20 protein-coding genes are annotated in these 20,269 nt (G+C 34.4%); 2 read left to right on the forward strand and 18 right to left on the reverse strand.

Annotation, left to right across the window (positions count from 1 at the left end):
- Positions 1 to 33: 33 nt before the first annotated feature.
- From ACUXVC_RS26380 to ACUXVC_RS26390, 3 genes are read right to left on the reverse strand one after another with little or no spacing between them, the layout of a single operon-like run.
- Positions 34 to 1,233 (reverse strand): ABC transporter permease, encoded by a 1,200-nt coding sequence (locus ACUXVC_RS26380; RefSeq protein WP_006922891.1) that lies wholly within the window; start codon positions 1,231 to 1,233, stop codon positions 34 to 36.
- The gene (locus ACUXVC_RS26385) at positions 1,230 to 1,910 is read right to left on the reverse strand and encodes an ABC transporter ATP-binding protein (protein ID WP_000631624.1); all 681 of its coding nucleotides are present in this window, start codon (positions 1,908 to 1,910) and stop codon (positions 1,230 to 1,232) included. The genes ACUXVC_RS26380 and ACUXVC_RS26385 overlap by 4 nt, the downstream gene beginning before the upstream one ends.
- Entirely contained in the window at positions 1,907 to 3,100 is a 1,194-nt protein-coding gene (locus ACUXVC_RS26390) for an efflux RND transporter periplasmic adaptor subunit (RefSeq protein WP_071731473.1), read from the reverse strand. Before ACUXVC_RS26390 ends, ACUXVC_RS26385 begins: the two co-directional genes overlap by 4 nt.
- Positions 3,101 to 3,485: 385 nt before the next feature.
- On the opposite strand from ACUXVC_RS26390, the gene ACUXVC_RS26395 reads away from it, so the two are divergent.
- A complete protein-coding gene (locus ACUXVC_RS26395; protein WP_001067016.1) occupies positions 3,486 to 3,677 on the forward strand; it encodes a helix-turn-helix transcriptional regulator in 192 nt (63 codons plus the stop codon).
- Entirely contained in the window at positions 3,678 to 4,190 is a 513-nt protein-coding gene (locus ACUXVC_RS26400; protein WP_446025896.1) for a DUF3278 domain-containing protein, read from the forward strand.
- Between the two features lie 109 nt (positions 4,191 to 4,299).
- Here the strand turns inward: ACUXVC_RS26400 and pgtP are convergent, their stop codons facing one another.
- From pgtP to ACUXVC_RS26475, 15 genes are all read right to left on the reverse strand, one after another.
- Complete coding sequence (gene pgtP, locus ACUXVC_RS26405; protein ID WP_000477603.1) at positions 4,300 to 5,634, reverse strand: MFS transporter; 1,335 nt, start codon at positions 5,632 to 5,634, stop codon at positions 4,300 to 4,302.
- Positions 5,635 to 5,653: 19 nt separating this feature from the next.
- Complete coding sequence (locus ACUXVC_RS26410) at positions 5,654 to 6,688, reverse strand: ABC transporter substrate-binding protein (protein ID WP_446025897.1); 1,035 nt, start codon at positions 6,686 to 6,688, stop codon at positions 5,654 to 5,656.
- Positions 6,685 to 7,467 carry a DUF3919 family protein gene (locus ACUXVC_RS26415; protein WP_000826618.1) on the reverse strand — a complete coding sequence of 261 codons (783 nt, stop codon included), beginning with the start codon at positions 7,465 to 7,467 and terminating at the stop codon, positions 6,685 to 6,687. Before ACUXVC_RS26415 ends, ACUXVC_RS26410 begins: the two co-directional genes overlap by 4 nt.
- Before the next feature lie 66 nt (positions 7,468 to 7,533).
- On the reverse strand, positions 7,534 to 8,964 hold the full coding sequence (locus ACUXVC_RS26420) for a HAMP domain-containing sensor histidine kinase (RefSeq protein ID WP_063549099.1): 1,431 nt from the start codon (positions 8,962 to 8,964) through the stop codon (positions 7,534 to 7,536).
- Positions 8,965 to 8,975: 11 nt separating this feature from the next.
- Positions 8,976 to 9,647, reverse strand: coding sequence for a response regulator transcription factor (locus ACUXVC_RS26425; protein WP_000699553.1), 672 nt, complete (start codon positions 9,645 to 9,647; stop codon positions 8,976 to 8,978).
- A gap of 120 nt (positions 9,648 to 9,767) precedes the next feature.
- Entirely contained in the window at positions 9,768 to 10,760 is a 993-nt protein-coding gene (gene galE / locus ACUXVC_RS26430) for a UDP-glucose 4-epimerase GalE (RefSeq protein WP_078994063.1), read from the reverse strand.
- A gap of 84 nt (positions 10,761 to 10,844) precedes the next feature.
- A complete protein-coding gene (locus ACUXVC_RS26435) occupies positions 10,845 to 11,675 on the reverse strand; it encodes an SGNH/GDSL hydrolase family protein (protein WP_098975813.1) in 831 nt (276 codons plus the stop codon).
- Positions 11,676 to 11,773: 98 nt separating this feature from the next.
- Positions 11,774 to 12,688, reverse strand: a complete 915-nt coding sequence (gene tagU, locus ACUXVC_RS26440; protein WP_000727039.1) for a polyisoprenyl-teichoic acid--peptidoglycan teichoic acid transferase TagU — start codon at positions 12,686 to 12,688, stop codon at positions 11,774 to 11,776.
- A gap of 139 nt (positions 12,689 to 12,827) precedes the next feature.
- Complete coding sequence (locus tag ACUXVC_RS26445) at positions 12,828 to 14,249, reverse strand: hypothetical protein (protein ID WP_088022183.1); 1,422 nt, start codon at positions 14,247 to 14,249, stop codon at positions 12,828 to 12,830.
- A gap of 189 nt (positions 14,250 to 14,438) precedes the next feature.
- A complete protein-coding gene (locus ACUXVC_RS26450) occupies positions 14,439 to 15,395 on the reverse strand; it encodes a glycosyltransferase (RefSeq protein WP_088022181.1) in 957 nt (318 codons plus the stop codon).
- A 33-nt stretch (positions 15,396 to 15,428) separates the two neighbouring features.
- A complete protein-coding gene (locus ACUXVC_RS26455; protein WP_249275602.1) occupies positions 15,429 to 16,877 on the reverse strand; it encodes an O-antigen polysaccharide polymerase Wzy family protein in 1,449 nt (482 codons plus the stop codon).
- A 46-nt stretch (positions 16,878 to 16,923) separates the two neighbouring features.
- The gene (locus tag ACUXVC_RS26460; protein ID WP_088022177.1) at positions 16,924 to 17,469 is read right to left on the reverse strand and encodes an acyltransferase; all 546 of its coding nucleotides are present in this window, start codon (positions 17,467 to 17,469) and stop codon (positions 16,924 to 16,926) included.
- A gap of 14 nt (positions 17,470 to 17,483) precedes the next feature.
- Positions 17,484 to 18,767 (reverse strand): glycosyltransferase, encoded by a 1,284-nt coding sequence (locus ACUXVC_RS26465; RefSeq protein ID WP_446025898.1) that lies wholly within the window; start codon positions 18,765 to 18,767, stop codon positions 17,484 to 17,486.
- The gene (locus tag ACUXVC_RS26470; RefSeq protein WP_025709684.1) at positions 18,767 to 19,381 is read right to left on the reverse strand and encodes a sugar transferase; all 615 of its coding nucleotides are present in this window, start codon (positions 19,379 to 19,381) and stop codon (positions 18,767 to 18,769) included. Before ACUXVC_RS26470 ends, ACUXVC_RS26465 begins: the two co-directional genes overlap by 1 nt.
- Positions 19,362 to 20,267 carry an NAD-dependent epimerase/dehydratase family protein gene (locus ACUXVC_RS26475; protein ID WP_090978541.1) on the reverse strand — a complete coding sequence of 302 codons (906 nt, stop codon included), beginning with the start codon at positions 20,265 to 20,267 and terminating at the stop codon, positions 19,362 to 19,364. Before ACUXVC_RS26475 ends, ACUXVC_RS26470 begins: the two co-directional genes overlap by 20 nt.
- Positions 20,268 to 20,269 lie beyond the last annotated feature (2 nt).

The following is a 20,269-nucleotide window of genomic DNA, read 5'->3' on the forward strand; positions in this document are numbered from 1 at the left end:
GAACGGTAATGTGTAGTTCTACTACACTATTAATTATTCATAACGCAATGCTTCAATTGGATCTAATTTCGCAGCTTTGTTCGCTGGAATTAATCCGAAAATAATACCAAGTGTCATCGAGAACAGTACGCCTCCAACGACAACTTCCCATGAAACGAGTGGTGGCCATTTTGCGAATGTAGAAACGATATATGCTCCGCCATACCCAAGACCAATTCCGATCAAACCACCTAGAAGTGTTAACATAACTGCTTCAATTAAAAACTGTAATAAAATTTTACTACGCGTTGCTCCAAGTGCTTTACGTACACCAATTTCACGCGTACGCTCCGTTACAGATACAAGCATGATGTTCATAACACCGATACCACCAACGACTAATGAAATACCAGCGATACCACCGATGATCATTGTCATAATACCGGTCATCTTCGAAATACCTTCTTGAATTTCTTTTAAATTCATAACTTCATATTTACCAGTTGCATCAGTCGGTTTACGACTATTTAAAACATCTGCAGCTTTTTTACCTGCTTTTTCTAGATTATCTACATTTTTTGCTTGAACAGAAATATTTTGAATTTCATCTTTTCCATACAGTGTCGGCCATAATGAAATGGGAACTAGTGCTTCTGATGGTCCCATTCCCATAAACTCATTATCTGATTTGTAGACACCAATAATTTGCATCGGTTGACCTTTCATTTCAATAATTTTACCGACTGGATTGGTATCCTTAAACACCTTTTCTTCCATTTGTTTACTAATCATGACAACGTTATTACCTTGATCCACATCTGATTCTTGTAAAGAACGTCCCTTTAACAACTTTACTTTATTTACTGCAAAGTACTCACTATCTAATCCAGTAATACTCACCATTTCTTTTTTATCTTCAATATCAAGTGGTTCCATGGTTGAATTTGTTGTTACCACATGTGCGATTTCTGGAATTTTTTTAATTTCAAAAATGTCTTCTTCAGTTATCTTCGGTGCTTCTACCATTCCCATACCGAAAGGATCGTTTATATCTGCACTATAATGAATCGGAACTGTTTGATTACCTGCCCCAACAAACTGCGATTTCAATGCCGCTTCCCCGCCTTGCCCGATTGCAACGACCGTAATAATCGAACCTACCCCGATAATAATACCGAGCATCGTAAGAGCTGAACGTAATTTATGAGCTAAAATAGAAGATAGGGCAATTTTTATACTATCTAGTAAACTCATACCGCACACCTTCTATCTTCTGTAACTTTCCCGTCTCGCAGTACAATGCGGCGGGAAGAATACGCTGCTACTTCCTCTTCATGCGTAACCATAACAATTGTTGTACCTTCTGCATTAAGCTTCGTGAAAATATCCATAACTTGCTCACCAGACTTCGTATCAAGTGCACCAGTCGGTTCATCGGCCATAATGAACGTTGGGTTATTCGCAATCGCTCTTGCAATCGCTACACGCTGCTTCTGTCCACCGGATAACTCATTTGGTAAATGATGCACGCGGTCTGCTAATCCAACTTTACCTAACGCCTCCAAAGCACGCTTGCGACGCTCCGCTTTCTTCACGCCACCGTATACGAGCGGAAGCTCAACATTTTCCACTGCGGAAAGACGAGGCAGTAAATTAAAATGCTGGAATACAAAGCCAATATATTCATTACGAATTAAAGCAAGCTTTGACTCGTCTGCTGTTAAGATATTCACGTCATTCAGCATATATTCGCCTTCTGTTGGACGATCTAAGCAACCAATAATATTCATAAGCGTCGACTTACCAGAACCAGACGGTCCCATAATCGAAACGAACTCACCACTCTGAATCGTTAAACTAATACCATGCAAAATCGGCACCGCCAATTTTCCTTGATAATACGTTTTAGCAATATTATTTAACGTAATCATTTCTCTTTCACTTCCATTCCGTCATACACATCGTCGGAAGGATTTTTAACCACCTTTTGCCCCACTGTTACGCCTTCTACAACCTCTGTCCAGTCTCCATCAGTAGAACCTTTTTTCACATTTTGTTTACGAAGCTTCCCTTTATCCTCAACATAAACAAATGCATCATCGCCTTTTTCTACAATGCTTTTACTTGGAACAGCAATCATCGTCTTATTCTCTAAGTTTACTTGCAGGGAAACATGATAACCTGGAGATAAACCATCTTGACTATCAAGGCTAGCTTTATATGTATATTGGGACATATTTTGAGTTGCTTCACCCATGCCGCCAGCTTGCGCCATCTCTGCACTTGTTGGGAATTCGCTTACCTCTGTAATCTTACCAGTCCACTTCTTCTTATTATTTGCTTTCGCTGTTACAGTGAATGTTTGATCCTTTTGAATTTGTGACTTCTGAAGCTCAGTTAACGTACCTTGAACTTGGAATGGATCTTTAGAAGCTACTTGTAAAAACGCTTTTCCTTGACCACCTAACGCTTGAGATGAACTTTGTGCCGCATCTTTATCTAACTTTTGAACAACACCAGCGAAATTACTATAGATCGTAAGCTCTTTCTGCTTCTTACTTAACTCTTCTTTCTGCAACTTTCCTTTTTCTTTCTCAAGGTCAGTTGTCTTTTGAGCTATCTCTAATTCGTTTACTTGCTCGTCCATCGGATCTGTTACTTCTTTCCCAGCTCCGCTATCTTTTGCCTTCTTAATTTCTTTCTTGAGCGAATCAATCTTTTTCTTTCCTTGATCATAACGCATATCCGCCATCTTCTGATCAAGCTCAGCTTGCTTCATTTGAAGGTTAATCTCTTCATTGTCATAAGAGAATAACTTCGTACCTTTTTCTACCTCTTGCCCTTCTTTTACCTCAATATCTTTCACTTTTCCTTTGGCCGGATCTGCATAGAAGCTTTCGATATTACCAGGCTTCACCTGACCAGAAATTAACTTTGTATTATTCAGCTTACGCTCTGTCACTTTCTCAAAACTTACAGCATCAGCATTTGTTGATGCACCCTTCTTCTTACCTTGCATAACAAAAATATTAATTGCCGCTACAATAACAATTAGTGCAATAACCCCAATAATAATCCATTTCTTCTTCTTGTTTGGAGTACGAACCGTATTTGGTAACATATTCTCTCTCCCTTTATAAATTAATAGTTTAATAAATACCATAATTGTATAAAACTTTCTGAAAATAAATTGTATATTATTACAATCTTTTTACAAAGTTTTACACATCCATTTATATTGTAACAAAAATTCCAATGATTAGAAATATGACATTATATCTTTTAAGATAGATTTAAGGAAAGGAAAAAGAGCAATTTTAATTGAATGGAAGCCATTCTTTATTAACAAACTTCTTGCCAAAATGAATCATTAAAATCATTTTCTTAATTGCACCATCGTTATTTTGTCATATATATTTGACATTTCATCTATTCAATTATAAAATGTCACATATAAATGACATTTCGGTACACGAGGTCTACAACCATCAATGGGAGGGTTATATTTGAATAACGTTAAACAATATCGAAAATCTGAAGGTCTATCGCAGCTAGAATTAGCTAAAAAAGTTAACGTAGCGAGACAGACAATAAACTTAATTGAAAACAATAAATATAACCCCTCTTTAGCCTTATGTATCGAATTAGCAAAAGCACTAAAAACAGATTTAAACAGTCTATTTTGGGAGGGAGATTAAATGATGAAAATTGAATGGAAAGAAAGAGTTTATAATAGTTTTGTTGGAACACTAAGTGAGAGAGATGAATACCAAAAACAAGAAATCAATAAAGAGTTATCTGTAGCTGGAATTGGTTTGTGGTGGTTAAATATGTTGGTAATGCTTATTATGTTACTTGTTGATACTATGAATCACACAATATCTATAGGAACAATATTCGTTTTTCTATCTAATATGATTTACGCTAATTACTTAGCCTTTAAATTCAAGAAAAAAGGTTTAAGTGATACTGAATGTGCAACAAAAGAAGAATATTTACAACACAAGAAAAAATTAAGAAAAGCTGGCTTAAAAGCAGGTGTGCTTTGGGGCTTTCAAATGTTTGTTTTTATGAATTATATCCTTCCCTATGTAGGCTCAGAAGAAATCTCTATTTCTTTATTTGATGTTGTGCTTTGGGGTTGCGCTGGCGGATTTTTCGGTATAACCATGTATCTATTTGGTTTATGGAATCTAAAAAAATTATATTAATTAACAAAAATCATTTACATATTAAACTGCAATTTTACATACTGTTTGTTTTTTCTAATATAAAAGCTATCCAATCACACACAATTGGATAGCTTTTTCAAACAAAATATTAAGCTACTTTAGGATCTTTTCTCTCATGTCCACGTTGAACAATAAATAAGAAGATTGTTGATAAAACCGCACCTGTTAATAGTAAGATGAAACAACCATCCCAGCCAGAACGATCAACAATAACACCAATTGCTGCGTTAGCTACAAGACTTCCGCCTACATAACCGAATAGACCACACATACCAACTGTCGTACCTACTGCAAATTTCGGTACTAATTCCATTGCACTTAAACCGATTAAGAACTGTGGTACATAAATTAAACAACCGATAATAGAAACTGCAATACTTACAACAAGTACGCTAGTTGCTTGCCAATATATAAACGTACCAATAACAACTCCAACCATACTAATAATACATAATGGCATACGTTTTCCTTTAAACAATTTATCACTTAAAAAACCAACGATTAATGAACTTGGAATTGCCATACCTTCAAAGATTGCATATGCCGCATGCGCTTCCGCTTTTGAAAATCCTTTAACTGTCGTTAAATAAAGTGGAACCCAGTTAATAACACCGAAACGAATTAAATAAACAAAAGCATTCGCAATACATAAGAACCATACAAATTTATTTTTCACTACATACTTCATTAAAATTTCTTTTGGTGACATCTTGTTAGCATTATCTGCTTTTTCAAGATTTTCATAGTCATTACGATACTCATCAATTGGAGGAAGACCTTCAGATTCTGGTGTATCCTTCGCATTAATCCAAACAAGAACCGAAATTACCATTGCGATAATTGCAGGGAAAATAAACACGCCGCCTTGCCAATGGTTTTCACCAAAAATACCTACACCAATTCCGACAAGTGGTGGCACAAGCATTCCACCAACGTTATGTGAAATATTCCAAAGACCTGTTTTCGTACCGCGTTCTTTCTTCGAGAACCATTTTGTCATAACAATACTACAAGGTGGTGCTCCCATACCTTGTACAATACCGTTAACAACAAGTAATGTAACAATCATCCCAAATGATGATGCAAAGCCGAAACAAATATTTACAAGCCCTGATAAGAATAAACCGACTGCGATAAAGCGCTGGGCGAAAGCTTTATCTGATAAATTACCCATAAAGAACTTACTAAATCCATAAACAATTGCCATTACTGAACCTAGTAGACCAATTTCAGCTGTACTAAAACCATATTCTTGTACTAAATACGTACTTGATAACGTAAAGTTACTACGAACTAAATAATAAGCAGCATATCCAACTGAAATCCCGATTAACACACGAATACGTAGTAATCGATATACACGGTCGATCATATCCGCTGGCAATCTTTCAATTGCAGGTGCTGGCTTGAGCCATTTAAACATATATTTTCGTCTCCTTTTCTCACTTCAGAGAGAGACGCTGTCTATTCCATATCTCGATTATTCCGCTATTTGATATATTTTGGTTCGTCCTTCTAACCGGCTGTCCTTCTATTTCTTTCTCATTCTTCGCAAACATCGTTGGTACGCCAAACGACACTTTTTCTAAAATATGCCCCGCTTCTTCTGATAAACAATAATCAATAAATAAATCCGCAATAATACCACTCGGTGCACGTTTTAGTTTAGAAATCGCATTAACGGATAACCCTGTTTGCTCAGGTTCGTTACTTAAAATCGGAAAGCCTTGTTTTTGAAGCATTCTCTGATCTCCCATAAAGTTGATGCCTATCATATATTCACCACTCGCAACAAGTTCTGCTGGGATGTAACCATTCACTGTTACTTCTCCAACTTGTTCTGCCAGATTCTTCACATATTCCTTCGCTTCCTCTTCACCTAACGTATCAATAAGTGATTGAAAAAACGTATATGCTGTACCTGAAACATTTGGATCGGGCATGACAATCTTTCCCTTATATATTGGATCCAATAAATCTTTCCATCTTAATGGATACGAGAGACCGAGCGGCGCTATTTCCTCGTTCCACCGCTCTTTATTAATCGCAATTGCCAGCTTCTCCACTTCATAACCGTACCAATAACCATCTTTATCTTTAACAGTTTTTGAAATACGATTTGCATGTTGGCTTATCACAGGAATAGAAAGATTTTTTTGCTTCATCATTTGATGCGCATCTACTGTACCGCCAATAATAATATCCGCCTTCGGATTTCCAGCTTCTTCTTCCACTCTACGAAGAAGTTCTTCTGTTGAAAGACGAATAAATTCATACGTACATCCGCGCGGTTTACAAAATGATGAAAGTAACGCTTCACCAACTTCCTCACGAGCCGCTACATACGCAACAATATGACGATCATCCAAAATAGGGAGACCATTTTTACTATATTTAATAGAGGTTGTATCTCGAGAGCAACTAGACATCGCTCCTCCAATTACTAGCAAAAAGAAGAAAAAGGCTATCTTTCTCATGACGCATTCTCCTTTACGAATAACTCTGCTAGAGAGCCTTTCATATACATGACATTTCCGTTATTATCACCGAGATATTGCACAACAAAGTACGATGGATACACAGAAATCGTAAGAATATCTTCACGATCATTCTTTACACGCTTACCTGTTTTATAAGCTGTAATATAAGCAATCGGTTCATTCTGCGATTGTAATAACTTCTGAATTTCTCCGTAATCTGTAATTTGCTTTGCGTATCGAATAGAATCAAGTATGTGCGTAAGATTGATAGTACGTACCACATCGCCTTGACGTACTACGACGTCCTTTGCTGAAGCAAAGAAATCACTAATACGCTCTGGCGTGTAATACAGGCTTAATAAATACGTTTGAAGTGCTGAAATCATCGGATCCATGCCATTCTTTCCGTATACATTTTCCCCATACTGGAACAAGTCACCTACTGCAAAAGTACGCTTATGTCCATTCAAGTACGTTACTTCTCCAGTAAATACTTGTTCTTGGCTCTTAACGCCCTCAGGCTCTATTCGAATTCGGTCAAAGAATGAAACAATCGTATGCAAACGAACTTCATCCGTTACAACAATTTCTCCCCACTTTTCATGTCTTACTTTCACTTCAATTGGAAGAGATTCATTCACCCTTTGTAAAACGGCTTGTTTATCATTTACAATGTTAATTCGATTATAGATTTGCTTCTCCATAACATAAAACAAAACAAGAGAAACAATCATACAAATGACAAACATAAGAATTTGAAATGATAGCCTTTTCATTTCTGCCTACCTCCAAGATAAAAAAACGTTGTTTCGAAAATACCGCATAATTGTTTCATAAATGTATCATTTAACCGCTTTCAAGTTTTTTATGTCTTCCATCCTTCTCGGAAGCAAAAATGTAATGAATATTGTAGTACCTATTTCTTCACTACTCTCAATCCGCATGCTTCCGCCCTGTTTATTCATAATCTCCTGACAAATATACAAACCATAACCATTCCCGTAACTAGAAGGAAGTGCCTTTCCTTTCGGAGACTCATTCCACTCTGCAAGCACCACTTCATCTATACCGATCCCATCATCATGAACAAAAACCTTCGCCTCCTGCTCATTTACAATTACATTCATACGAATGTGCGAAGCATCACTATACTTAATTGCATTATCAAGCACATTTAAGAAAATTTGCTTCGTCTTATCAAAATCTGCAACAACATGTACATCCGTTAACTCATTTATCACTTCAATTTCAAACTGATTTAGACGAGGTTTCACAATTGAAACTGCTTCTTCTGCCAATTCCTTTATGTTCACAACTGTAGGAGACACCTCAAACGTACTCGTCCCATATTTCGAAGACTTAAGCAGTTCCTCTACAAGTGATAATAAACGCTCACTTTCCACCGCCACATAACGAAGACTTTCCTGTACATCTTCTTTCGATTGTAACTTCGGAATTAAATCAACATAACCGATAATTGCCGTTAGCGGTGTTTTTAGCTCATGCGTAATGCGGTCTAGGAAATCTTTCTGCTTCTCTTTCTCCTCCTGCAATTGCTTAATATGCAGTTCAATTCCATCGGCCATCGCGTTAAAAGATGCGGAAAGCTGAGCAATTTCCACGTACTCATTTAACTCAATCTTACTCTTATAATCACCATTCGCGAGCCGCTGTGCCATTTGTCTCAACTGATCAATTGGTTTATGAAGAGACTTCGCCAAACGAATCGCAAAGAAAATACCGGTAGCTACTAGGCAAAGAGACGTCATTAAGAACGTCCAGCTCACATTTGTTAAAACTTCCTTCTCACCCGTTAACTCATTTATAAAACGAATACTTCCAATGACATCGTTTCCATAATAAACCGGGCTTGAAAACAAAAGAATGGGAGCGGGATCCGCCTCCTCAAAAACATAAGACTTCTTTCCCTTCAAGGAACTCTCAATGTCGATGTTACGGTGAAGCAATGCTCCTTTTTGTGTATCTGCAACAACATCGCCATTCTTCCCGATCATCTGTACACGGACATCCATACGCTTCGCTAAATACGACGCAATTAAAAGTGAATTAGGACCAAGCGTATCCACTTCTGCTTCCTTCTCTAAATAATTCATCGTGTAAATTTGTGCTTCTACACTTAACTTTTCTAAAGAATCTGCTGCATTATGATACATATTCTTTTCTAACGTAATATAAACAACTGCATATAAAAGAACAAAAATCGGAATTAACAGCCCAACTATTCCGAACACCATATTTCGCTTTAAAGACATACCATCACCACTTAACAATCCAGTTTATAGCCAACGCCATAAATTGTCTTAATATATTCTCCGCTCGTCCCAAGCTTCTTTCGAAGTCTCTGCACCATAATATCAACTGCTCTCGTATTTCCGATATACTCAAACCCCCATACTTTCTCAAGCAACTCATCCCTCATAAACACACGCTGCGGATTTGAAACAAATAACTGACATAAATTAAACTCTCGGTACGTTAACTGAATCTCTTGTCCACTCACATGTACCTTTCTTTCCTTAGGACAAATCACTATCTCTCCAGCCTCAATTACTTCATGACTTACAGCCGCCTCCGTCTTCTTTACACGCCGCGCCATATTCTTAACCCGAAGAATAAGCTCCGCATAATTAAACGGCTTCGTCACATAATCATCAGCACCAAGCTGCAAGCCAAGCAACTTATCATTCATCTGACTCTTTGCCGTTAACATAAGCACCGGAATATCCCTATCCCTCTCACGGAACAAACGAAGCAACTCATACCCATCCGTATCCGGAAGCATAACATCCAAAATCAATACATCCGGCCCTTCATTCCATCGCTCTAAAGCTTCTCGCCCATCAGCCGCTGCCAATACTTCATAACCTTCCATCTCCAACTGCATCCGAATCAAATTACGAATACTCGATTCATCATCAACCACAAGTATTTTCATTATTTTCCTCCTTCCATCATGTATTATAGTACAGTTTAGTATAGCAAAAATCGTACAAAAAAAGAGAGGGTATTGTCGAACATATTTTGTCGACGATACCCTCTCTTTCACTTATTATATTTATTTAGCATATCCATTCGGTTGCTTTTGATGCCAATTCCAAGCATGTTCAATGATTGTCTTAACATTTACATACTTAGGATCCCATCCTAGCTTCTCTTTCGCTTTCTTAGAAGAAGCAACTAAACGTGCTGGATCGCCCGCACGGCGCGGTGCTACCTCAGCAGGAATTTCATGATTTGTAACTTCTCGAACTGCATCAACGATTTCTTTTACACTGAAACCATTACCATTTCCTAAGTTATAGAAATCACTCTCTCCGCCGTTCTGCAAGTCTTTAAGCCCTAAGAAATGAGCCGCTACTAAATCTTCAACATGAATATAATCACGGATACAAGTACCGTCTGGTGTATTATAATCATCACCAAACATCATAATCTTCTCACGTTGACCTAAAGCCACTTGCAGCACAAGAGGAATTAAATGTGTTTCTGGACGGTGATCTTCCCCAATAATACCATTTGGAGTTGCACCAGCCACGTTAAAGTATCTGAAAATCTTATAACGTAAATTAGAAGCTTGGCTATACCAATGAAGCATCTTCTCGATTGCTAACTTCGTCTCTCCGTACGTATTCGTAGGATTTGTCATCGTTTCCTCAGTAATAAGATCCACATCTACCTCACCATACGTTGCCGCAGTAGAAGAGAAAATGAACTTATCTACCTTAAACTCATCCATTACCTCTAATAAACAAAGTGCACCATACACATTGTTATTATAATATTGAAGGGGCTTTTCCATACTAACTCCGACTAAAGAATCAGCTGCAAAATGCATAACAGCCTCAATATTTTCTTGTGTAAAAACATCTCTTAAAAATGCTTTATCACGAAGGTCGCCATTATAAAATTTCGCGCCTTCCGTAATTGCATCTTCATGACCAGTTTGTAAGTTATCTACTACTACTACAGATAAACCTTCGTCTACTAATTTTTTCACAGCGTGAGAACCGATGTACCCGGCTCCGCCGCAGATTAGGATTGAGTTCATTGTTTTCCTCCTACTATTTTCAAATCTCTTAATTATAAAAGGACAAGGTATACGAGAACTCGTACACCTTTTATCTCTCCTTCATTACTTAGCTACAAAATAATCAGTTACATATTTCGCCCAAACGTCATGTCCTTTTGCACTTGGGAAACCAAATTCTTCTTGTAAGTATGGTAGGATAGCCTTTGTTGTCGCATCAGGCCATGCTCCCCAATGATCAATATATGTATAATTATTTTGCGTTGCAAATTGTTTTAATGCTTCAATCGATTTCGGATAATTTTTCGCACCATACACTGGATTTGATGGTTGAATCATAATCGTAGCGCCTTTTGCACTAGTAGAAAGTGCTTGAACAAACTTCTGTGTATTCACAACAGAGTTCCCATTACCAGTTTTACCGTTATCAGTAATGAATGGTGGTTCAAATAAAATCACATCTGGATTGTCTTTCGCAATCTCTTTATCACGCTTATTCGCGATTAACTCTTCTGTGCTTTCACCCTTATATTCCTTTACCGTCACATTCCATAAACCTTTACCGTAAGCTGTTTCTAAATTAGTTGTTAACTTAGCTGCCCAAGCATCTTTTGCAGATGAAGAAGCTTCATCACCAACAATAACAAGGTTTACTGGCTTTTTATCCTCAGCAGCTTTCTTTAACTTCTCTTTCACTGCATCTGGCAAGTTCTTCGCATATGCTTCATTAAAAGATGACTTTGTATCTTGTTTTTTCTCTTCCTTTTTCTCTTCTTTCTTTGCTCCGCTATCTTTCACTTCAGCCTTTGTTTTCGTTACTTCACTCGTTTGTCCTGTTGCATTCGCAATCTTCTTATTCCAGTACAGTTTACCACTCACAATCGAAGCTACAAACAATACAAAAATAATAAGGACAAGTACTGCTTTCTTATTCATCGATTCACCTCATCTATTAATCTCACAATATATAATACTAATATAAATCCATGCAAAAATAAACCCAACTCCTTCCAAAGGAGTTGGGTTATTACATATTACTTAGTCACTTCAAGATGCGCTCTTAACTTATTCGTTAAATCTTGTTTTGCTGCCTCTGGGACATAGTAGTACCAAATACCATCAGCGGCTTTGTGACCGTCACCTGGAATTTGGATATCTTCACTGTTTTCCAGGCAATTTTTATAATTCTTTTGCATATCAAACATTTGATCTTGCGTTAAGTTTGTCTTCACATTTTTTTGAATTGCTGTCAACACATCACCATAACTTGTTAAAGAAGAGAAAGTTGCGCCTTTCTTAATAACAGCTTGCATCACTTGGCGCTGACGCATTTGACGTCCGAAGTCACCGCGGGGATCTTCATAGCGCATACGTGTGAATGATAGTGCCTCATCACCTGTTAAATGAATATTTCCTTTAGCAAAATGATGCTTGTCTTGTTTAAATTCTAAATCATTATTGACATCTACCCCGCCAACTGCATCCACAATATCTTTAAATCCTGCCATATTCACTTCAATATAATAATTAATAGGAACATTCAAGAATTTTTCTACTGTCGCTACAGACATGTCTACCCCACCAAATGCGTAGGCATGGTTAATTTTATCACTCTTTCCTTTTCCAACAATTTCAGTATATGTATCACGTGGAATACTCACTGTCTTCATAGAATTATTTTTAGGGTTTAATGTAATAAGTATTAAAGAATCAGATCTACCTTTTTCATTCCCTCGTTCATCTACCCCTAATAATAAAATTGAAACGGGTTCAGATTTGCTAATTTTCACTTCTTCAGTACCTTTAGAATCTTTATCGCGTTTCAATGGCTTATGAACTTCATCTAATGTTTTTGAGACAGAAGAGTATATACTATAGGCATAAGCTCCTCCACCTATAATTAGGATTCCTATAATTCCTAATATCCAAAATAGGATTTTCTTTTTCATTACTTACCCTTCTTTCTACTTGAACACCTATTGGTTCTACATATTCCATCTAATTTAACTATACGAATGAACATTAGTAATTCCCCTAAAAACCGCTAGATAAATTTTTTGGTTATATAATTTCTAACAATCGGCTCTTTTATTTAGACTTAATCAGCATTTTAACATTACGCCATAAATCAATTATATCATTTTTCTTAATCATTAAGTAAATCATATATACTACCAGATAAATGAACAATGCTGATATAACACTTAAATACCACGATATAACAATAAATATTATTGTTATACTTAACTCTAATATAATATCCATCTTAACTTCAATATTTAAAAATCTTGCTAGATAAATTTCTGCAACAATACATCTAAATGCTAATAACAATATTATACATAATATTGTTAAATTTAAACTATTTAATACAAATACACTTATACATGTTAATACTAAACTCATAGCAACCGTAGTTAAATTTATTATCAACATCCATTTTTCTTTACGAAGGGTCTTTAAATATGTATTAATTAATAATAACATTTTACCTTCATACAAACACATTGGAAATAACAATGCCATATAAGTTAAACTATCGGCATATTGTGGTAACCATGCTGATAAGATCACTTTTAGTGGATAATAAAAAATTAAAAGCCCTACTAACGGTAGTGTGATAAGTGTTCTTACCATTTTATAAATTGCAGGCAATCTTTCTTGCGGTGTACGTTTTAAAGTAGGAAACAAGACTGCCGCTATTGCGTTAATAAACAACATCAACATATTGGAGATACTTAATGTTAAAGCGACCTTTCCAAAAGTCTCGATACTCCAGTTAGCTTCAATAAAAAAGCGTACTATTCCAATAATAAGCATACTCGCTAAATTAGCAAATAATAACTTACTGCCCACAGAAATATTTATTACTATTTCTTTTATACTCATTTTCACCGAATCAAATTTCCCAATAACTAATTCTTTACATACATAAAAAGAATAGAACACTGAAAAAATCTTACCAATTATATCAGCTACAATAAGATACTCAAATTGCTTGATTCCACTAATTAAAAAAGCAATGACTAATATAAAGTATATTACACGTTCAATCATTAACATAATAGATGATTCTTTAATACGATTAGTAGCTTGTAGCATAAACATTAACAAAGAACGTGGAACTATCAATATACCAGCTAAGCAAGTAAACAGAACAACTATCGTTTTACTTGTACCTGGTGAAACTAAAATATAAAATAGCACAATTGAAGAGCTAATAAAAATTTCTAATACAACTAGAAACCAATATTGTGATACAAAAACTTTCTTATTTAAATCTTTATATTCATATCCGCCATAACGTAAATAAGCGCCATCAGTTAAACCTAAGGACATATACGATATATATGATATATAAAAAATATATAACTGCCAGTATCCATAATCATTAATACTAATAAATCTTGGCACTATTAATATTAGAACTATGGATATGACAGTAGCCAAAACATGAGTAATAAGTGTATAAGAAAAATTCTTAGCAAATTTTTTAACCGAACTGTTCATGTATTTACCTCTTTATTTTTTACTACCTAAATTAAAATAATATTAATCACAAAAATTTCACTGTTTAAATTTAATGCTAGACGGCATATAACGAACCCTCTAGCATTAAATCTGTTAAATAAAATTTTTATAATTAATATTATCAACTGCAAAATAAAAACTATTACATTCATCCTTAAAACAAAAAAATTAAGCTTTTTTAAATTTTTTCCAAATGAAATAATAGAGTCGAACATTCATTCTAGCAATTAGGGTAGAAATTTTCAGGAAACTACCATTTAAATCGCTTATTTTAAAACGATACAAATTCTTTTTTAATTTCTCATAATGTTTTTCTTCAATAGTTCCCTCTTGTATACCATGCATTAATAAACTTATGTTCATATGCACATAATAGCTTTTATATTTTTTTTTATCAACATCATCAATATTTAATACACGAATTATGTTCTCCACTGCATCTAGAGCAGTTAATTTTTTCAAACTGTATTTCGCCTTAGATGCATTATTATCATGAATTATATAATGATAGTATGGTGTAGAATCATACACAATATTTTCAGCGTTTAAAATAGCCTTGCAACAGAATAATAGGTCTTCACAAAAGTGAATATTCTCATCAAAATGTATTTCAAAATTCTTATGGAATAATTTCGATGAAAACAGTTTATTCCATAAAAACCCTCTAAATCCATTAACATCAAGGATACTGTTTAACGCTTCTGTGCTATTTAGTACCTTAACACTTGGTGCAACTGTCTCCTGTAGAATATCTCCATCAACATTTTCCTTAATATATCCACAAATCGCCATATCTACTTGATGCTTTTGAATTAATTCATGCAGCTTTTCAAACATAATAGGATCAATCCAATCATCTGGATCCACAAACCCAATATATGCCCCACTAGCTATACTTAGTGCAGCATTTCTCGCTGAAGAAACTCCACCATTTTCCTTATGAATAACCTTAAAACGTTTATCTTTTTGAGCATATTCATCACAAATTAATCCACTCCGATCAGTGGATCCATCATTCACTAAAACAATCTCCAAATCCCGGTAACTTTGGTTCCTAATACTCTCCAAACATCTTGGCAAGAATTTCTCTGCATTGTATACTGGGATGATTAATGAAATCAACATTTTAAACACCTTTCCAATTAAGTTTGAACATTTTTAACATCTGATTCCTTCATAGTCTTTTCCACGTTTCGAATCTGGCATAATCATCGCCCCTAAGAAAATTATGCATATTGTTAAAAGGTTTATTAAACTAAATGTAGAAACAATAAAAGATGTAAAAGTATCACGTGGTGCATATAATAATAATCTTGTCATCGATAAGCACATCCAAGCCCCTAAAATACCTTTTTTAAATAACTTAGGCATTAAAGCTAAGATTATTCCAATTATAAAGTTTCCTATTATAACTCCAAAATAACTAAAATCTTTAAACAGTTCAGCAATATAGCTAGAACCGTACCCCCATCCTGTTATATATCTGGAAGGGCTGAGAATATAAGAAACACTATCTGCAAAACTATTTCCATACAATGCTGATTCTATACTTTGTGCGGTGTACTTTGGCACATCAAATAATGCCTGAGTTATACTATTATTATTAATAAAATCAGTTAATCTACCAATAGTATAAAGCTTGCCTTCTGGTAATTGGGGTGCTAATGTTTGAGCGTAACCAATTAAATTTGCACTTACGCCCTGTGCATAGAAAAATTCACTTATTCCCTCTAAAAAAGAATGTTGAACTGTACTGTCCATTCGAAGATACGATACTGTATTTAATAATACAAGCATTACTGGAAATGCACCTAGACATAACATAATTTCCTTTTTCCCAAACCAGCTCTGATCTTTATCAGTAACATTTCTAAAACATAGATAAACTACAATCATCAATACATTTAATACGAAATTATTTCTCTGTCCCACTGCTAGCGAGAAAACCCCTAACACAAGATATAAAAATAAGGGGAATACTGTTTTTTTCTTAGTTGGCATAGTACCTAAATATACAAATAATGCCACCGGGCACATTTCTGCCAATTTAATTACCCACGATGGAAATGAGGAGGCATATGAAGAATACAATTCCATATATCCTACGTCATTAGTAAATTTCGCCTTATCCCATAGCACTAAAAAATTAAAAATATAAGTAAAATAAAATAAAATTTTACTTATAAATGCAATATTTTTTATATTTTTTGTACCATACCTTTTAACCTCTTTATTTCTTTTTTGCTCATCATCTTTTACAAAACAATATCCCAAAAATAAAAATAATAAACCAAGAAATAAGGTAACAAAGATACTCCATATTATCTGTTCATTATTGAAATCTAATCCATAATAGCTATCATTATATTTATCATAATATCCAGTTAATGGCTTAACTACTAATCTTGCTACTAAAAAAGTGAAAAAAGTACCATTAAAAGCAAAAAATACTATTCTTTCACTTAAACGTTCACCTGAATATAGTATATTGTGGATAAACATCCCACAAATAGCTGTTAATATGATATTTAACTCTGAAAAAATCATCCCAATAATAAAAATGACGATTGAAAAAAACAAAGTAAAATACCTCAAAATTTTAACCAATGGTACACCCCCATTCATTCAATAAATTTTATTTATCTAAACTTGGTTATTTCCTGTTCTTCACAAAATCTATCCATAGATTATCTATTCTCTGCTGTCTACTATATTTTCGTTGAGTAATACCTTCCTGAGCTCTTTTCAGGTAAACATTATTAAATTCTCCAATAATTGTAGCTGGTGTACCAGCCACAATTACCCCACTTGGAACATCCTTTGTTACAATACTACCAGCAGCAATAATAACATTTGAACCAATGCGAACATTAGGCATAATTATAGAATTCGAGCCAATAAAAACATTATCCATAACCTCTATACATCCCATGTGAAAAACAAATTCCTCTGAATCATTTGACATATAATTAAAGACCTGATGTAGTACATCATGGCATACAAAAACTACTCCTGATGCAATTGATATATTATTATGTAATCGAATTAATTTAGGATCTCCAGGTAGTTTCCTCGGCTGAAAGAATACATTCTCACCTATCCCATGAAGGATATTTTTTTCCCTTAAATAGTCAGCTCTTTTAAATCCATTTGATAAAACCGCAAATCGTAGTTTATTAATTTTATACCGCAAACTCATAAAAGTTTCTCCTCTTATATGGATAAATTTAAATATCTACTATTTTCTAAAACAAGCTGATTTACAAATTCAGAATAAAGAACCTCAGCATTACTTCTTTCCTTCCAAATTCCTAACGCATTATCACACATTTTCTTATATTGCTCACTATTCATGCTATGAAATCCATTAAGTGATTCAACAATTTCTTTAACCGTACAATCTTTATCTAATAGATATCCGTTTTTTCCATTTTTAACAATTTCCCTTGTACCACCAACATCCGTAGCGATAACTGGAAGCCCCATAGATATTGCTTCCATGATTGCTACAGGTACTCCTTCGGATGCAGATAAATTAACAAAAACAGTTGCAGGATTTTCTTTATACCAATTTAAAACCTCTTGATTTTTAACGAATCCAGTAAATTTAACTTGTTCCATATTAAGTTTACTTTTTGCTAATTTTTTTATACGTTCAAACTCTGGACCTCCACCAATATGAGTCCAGATATATGGGATATTCTTCTCTTCTAACTTCACTAAAGCTTCTATTAGTAAATCAATTCGTTTTACCTTACGTACTACAGAACAGCTCACAATATATAACTTATCGTTCATAGTATTACTAAGTACATTAGTTGAGATTGTTCCCAATCTTTCTACACTTACCTTATCCTTATATGCAGGATATGTTTGATTTAAGGCCTCTACTCCATCTTGCGAACAAGGATATACTGCATCAAGAGACTTTAATAAATAGTCTCTCTCCGGTAAATACTTCAAAGGTGCCGCATCTTCATACAAATCATATCTATGTGCGCGCGAAATTGTATATGGATTTCTTTCTTTAAAATATTTATGCTTTAATTCTACAGCAACTCTTGCAGTTATATATAACCAATAACTATATACTGTAATTGAATCATACTGTTCAAAATCATACTCATTCAATTGACGCTCTACTCGATCGTATACATCCATTGCACGACTTTCAAAATAATAACAATATAATTTATGCGACAGTTTCCCTTTAGAATCCGCTTTAATCATTTTTGTTTTTAATTTATCTTTATTAATAGTACTAAATTGCCTTAATACCATTTTGGATTTTCCTGCAATGGAATGTTTTATTCCTATTGGTAAAATCACAACATTTTCAGGGACAGTCCTAGTCTGTTGCATCTCATTAGATACCATAGTGGAAATAATATAAATTTTTTTATAACTCTTAGATAGGTACTCTATTTCTGATTCCAAATATTCCTCACCTTTATGAAAAGGGTAATAATTGGTCAAGAGTATCAAACAATTATTCACTAATTTCCCACCTTTTGTTTTTCATCGTTATTTCTATTTATATTTTTTGATTTTATTACAGAGGTTGCCGTTAAGAATATAACCTTTAGATCCAACATAAACGATACATTTTCTACATAATACACATCATTTTTTACACGTTGCTCCATTGTAGAATTATTTCTTAAGACCGCTTGATTATAACCTGTAATACCAGGTCGGACATCAAACTTTTTAAAGAATTCTTTTGGATAAATATCCTTATTTCCTAATGGACTTGGTCTTGGACCTACAAAACTCATATCACCTTTTAGTACATTAAGTAGTTGTGGAAGTTCATCTATACTTGTCTTCCTTAAAATATTTCCAATTTTTGTTACCCTTGGGTCGTTATCAGAATTAAATGTACTACCATCTTCATTACGAATATCCGGTGCATTTACTTTCATCGAACGAAACTTATACATAGGAAATTCTCTCATTCCTTTTCCCAATCTAGGCGCATTATAGAAAACAGGTCCCTTATCTTCTAATTTAATCATAATAACTACCGGTATCATGATTATTAGTAAAAAAGGAAGTAATAATAGAGAGCCTATTATATCAAAAACGCGTTTAATACCATAACGGTACATCATCCAACCCCCGCATTAATAAATGTATTTCCTCTACAGCTGTGGCAAAATTATAATCTGTTGAAAAATCTAGTAATTCCTTTGCTTTACTACTATCCATATAAGAAGAATGTATTCCTTCATTAGCATTAGGATCTTTCACTAATAAATTATCTTTGTTTCCAAACGCATTATTAATTGTATTTGCAACTTCATAATTTGTTAAAGCATCCCCACTACCTATATTAAAAGCACCTGAAAGCTTCTCTTGTTTTAATGCACAAATTACAGATTTTGCTGCATCTTTTGCATATAAAAACTCTCTTTTTGCAACACTATTAGCATGTAAAGTTAATTGTTCACCATGAAATGCTTGTCTGAAAAACCTATTAATCATATAATTATTTTTTTCATTAAACCCATATAAATGGGCGAATCTCAAGTTTTTAATAAAAAGCCCTTTTTTTCTAGAATAAATATTTCCAATATGCTCACAGGCCAACTTACTAACACCGTACATTAAATCAGGTAACGGTAATTCCTTCTCATTCCACGGTAGGGACGTTTCATCAGAGTAGGCTGATATTGTAGATGCATACACAATATTACTAATATTATTTTCATAGCATGCATCGTATAAATTTTGTGTTAGAATTTCATTATCATGAAACTCAGATATCTTCCCTTGGCTACCTCTTGTGGCTGCAAGATGCACCACTGCATCTACATCATTTAATTGATTTATCAAGTCTTCCAAAGTATAATCCGAAACTCTGTATTCGTAATCATTTATCGCTTTACTACTAATACTTCTTGTTAAAATGATAGGAGTATTCCCATCATTTTTAATGCTTTCAACAACGTATTGACCTAGAAAACCCGTTCCACCAGTAACAGCTATTTTCATCT

The organism is Bacillus sp. N6, assembly GCF_052805735.1.

What these genes read in the sequence shown, in the direction of transcription:
- tagU (WP_000727039.1), bottom strand. Translation starts at nt 12,688, where the DNA reads ATGAAAAAGAAAATCCTATTTTGGATATTAGGAATTATAGGAATCCTA.
- pgtP (WP_000477603.1), bottom strand. Translation starts at nt 5,634, where the DNA reads ATGTTTAAATGGCTCAAGCCAGCACCTGCAATTGAAAGATTGCCAGCG.
- ACUXVC_RS26415 (WP_000826618.1), bottom strand. Translation starts at nt 7,467, where the DNA reads ATGAAAAGGCTATCATTTCAAATTCTTATGTTTGTCATTTGTATGATT.
- ACUXVC_RS26410 (WP_446025897.1), bottom strand. Translation starts at nt 6,688, where the DNA reads ATGAGAAAGATAGCCTTTTTCTTCTTTTTGCTAGTAATTGGAGGAGCG.
- ACUXVC_RS26390 (WP_071731473.1), bottom strand. Translation starts at nt 3,100, where the DNA reads ATGTTACCAAATACGGTTCGTACTCCAAACAAGAAGAAGAAATGGATT.
- ACUXVC_RS26380 (WP_006922891.1), bottom strand. Translation starts at nt 1,233, where the DNA reads ATGAGTTTACTAGATAGTATAAAAATTGCCCTATCTTCTATTTTAGCT.
- ACUXVC_RS26385 (WP_000631624.1), bottom strand. Translation starts at nt 1,910, where the DNA reads ATGATTACGTTAAATAATATTGCTAAAACGTATTATCAAGGAAAATTG.
- ACUXVC_RS26475 (WP_090978541.1), bottom strand. Translation starts at nt 20,267, where the DNA reads ATGAAAATAGCTGTTACTGGTGGAACGGGTTTTCTAGGTCAATACGTT.
- galE (WP_078994063.1), bottom strand. Translation starts at nt 10,760, where the DNA reads ATGAACTCAATCCTAATCTGCGGCGGAGCCGGGTACATCGGTTCTCAC.
- ACUXVC_RS26470 (WP_025709684.1), bottom strand. Translation starts at nt 19,381, where the DNA reads ATGTACCGTTATGGTATTAAACGCGTTTTTGATATAATAGGCTCTCTA.
- ACUXVC_RS26445 (WP_088022183.1), bottom strand. Translation starts at nt 14,249, where the DNA reads ATGAACAGTTCGGTTAAAAAATTTGCTAAGAATTTTTCTTATACACTT.
- ACUXVC_RS26420 (WP_063549099.1), bottom strand. Translation starts at nt 8,964, where the DNA reads ATGTCTTTAAAGCGAAATATGGTGTTCGGAATAGTTGGGCTGTTAATT.
- ACUXVC_RS26435 (WP_098975813.1), bottom strand. Translation starts at nt 11,675, where the DNA reads ATGAATAAGAAAGCAGTACTTGTCCTTATTATTTTTGTATTGTTTGTA.
- ACUXVC_RS26400 (WP_446025896.1), top strand. Translation starts at nt 3,678, where the DNA reads ATGATGAAAATTGAATGGAAAGAAAGAGTTTATAATAGTTTTGTTGGA.
- ACUXVC_RS26425 (WP_000699553.1), bottom strand. Translation starts at nt 9,647, where the DNA reads ATGAAAATACTTGTGGTTGATGATGAATCGAGTATTCGTAATTTGATT.
- ACUXVC_RS26460 (WP_088022177.1), bottom strand. Translation starts at nt 17,469, where the DNA reads ATGAGTTTGCGGTATAAAATTAATAAACTACGATTTGCGGTTTTATCA.
- ACUXVC_RS26450 (WP_088022181.1), bottom strand. Translation starts at nt 15,395, where the DNA reads ATGTTGATTTCATTAATCATCCCAGTATACAATGCAGAGAAATTCTTG.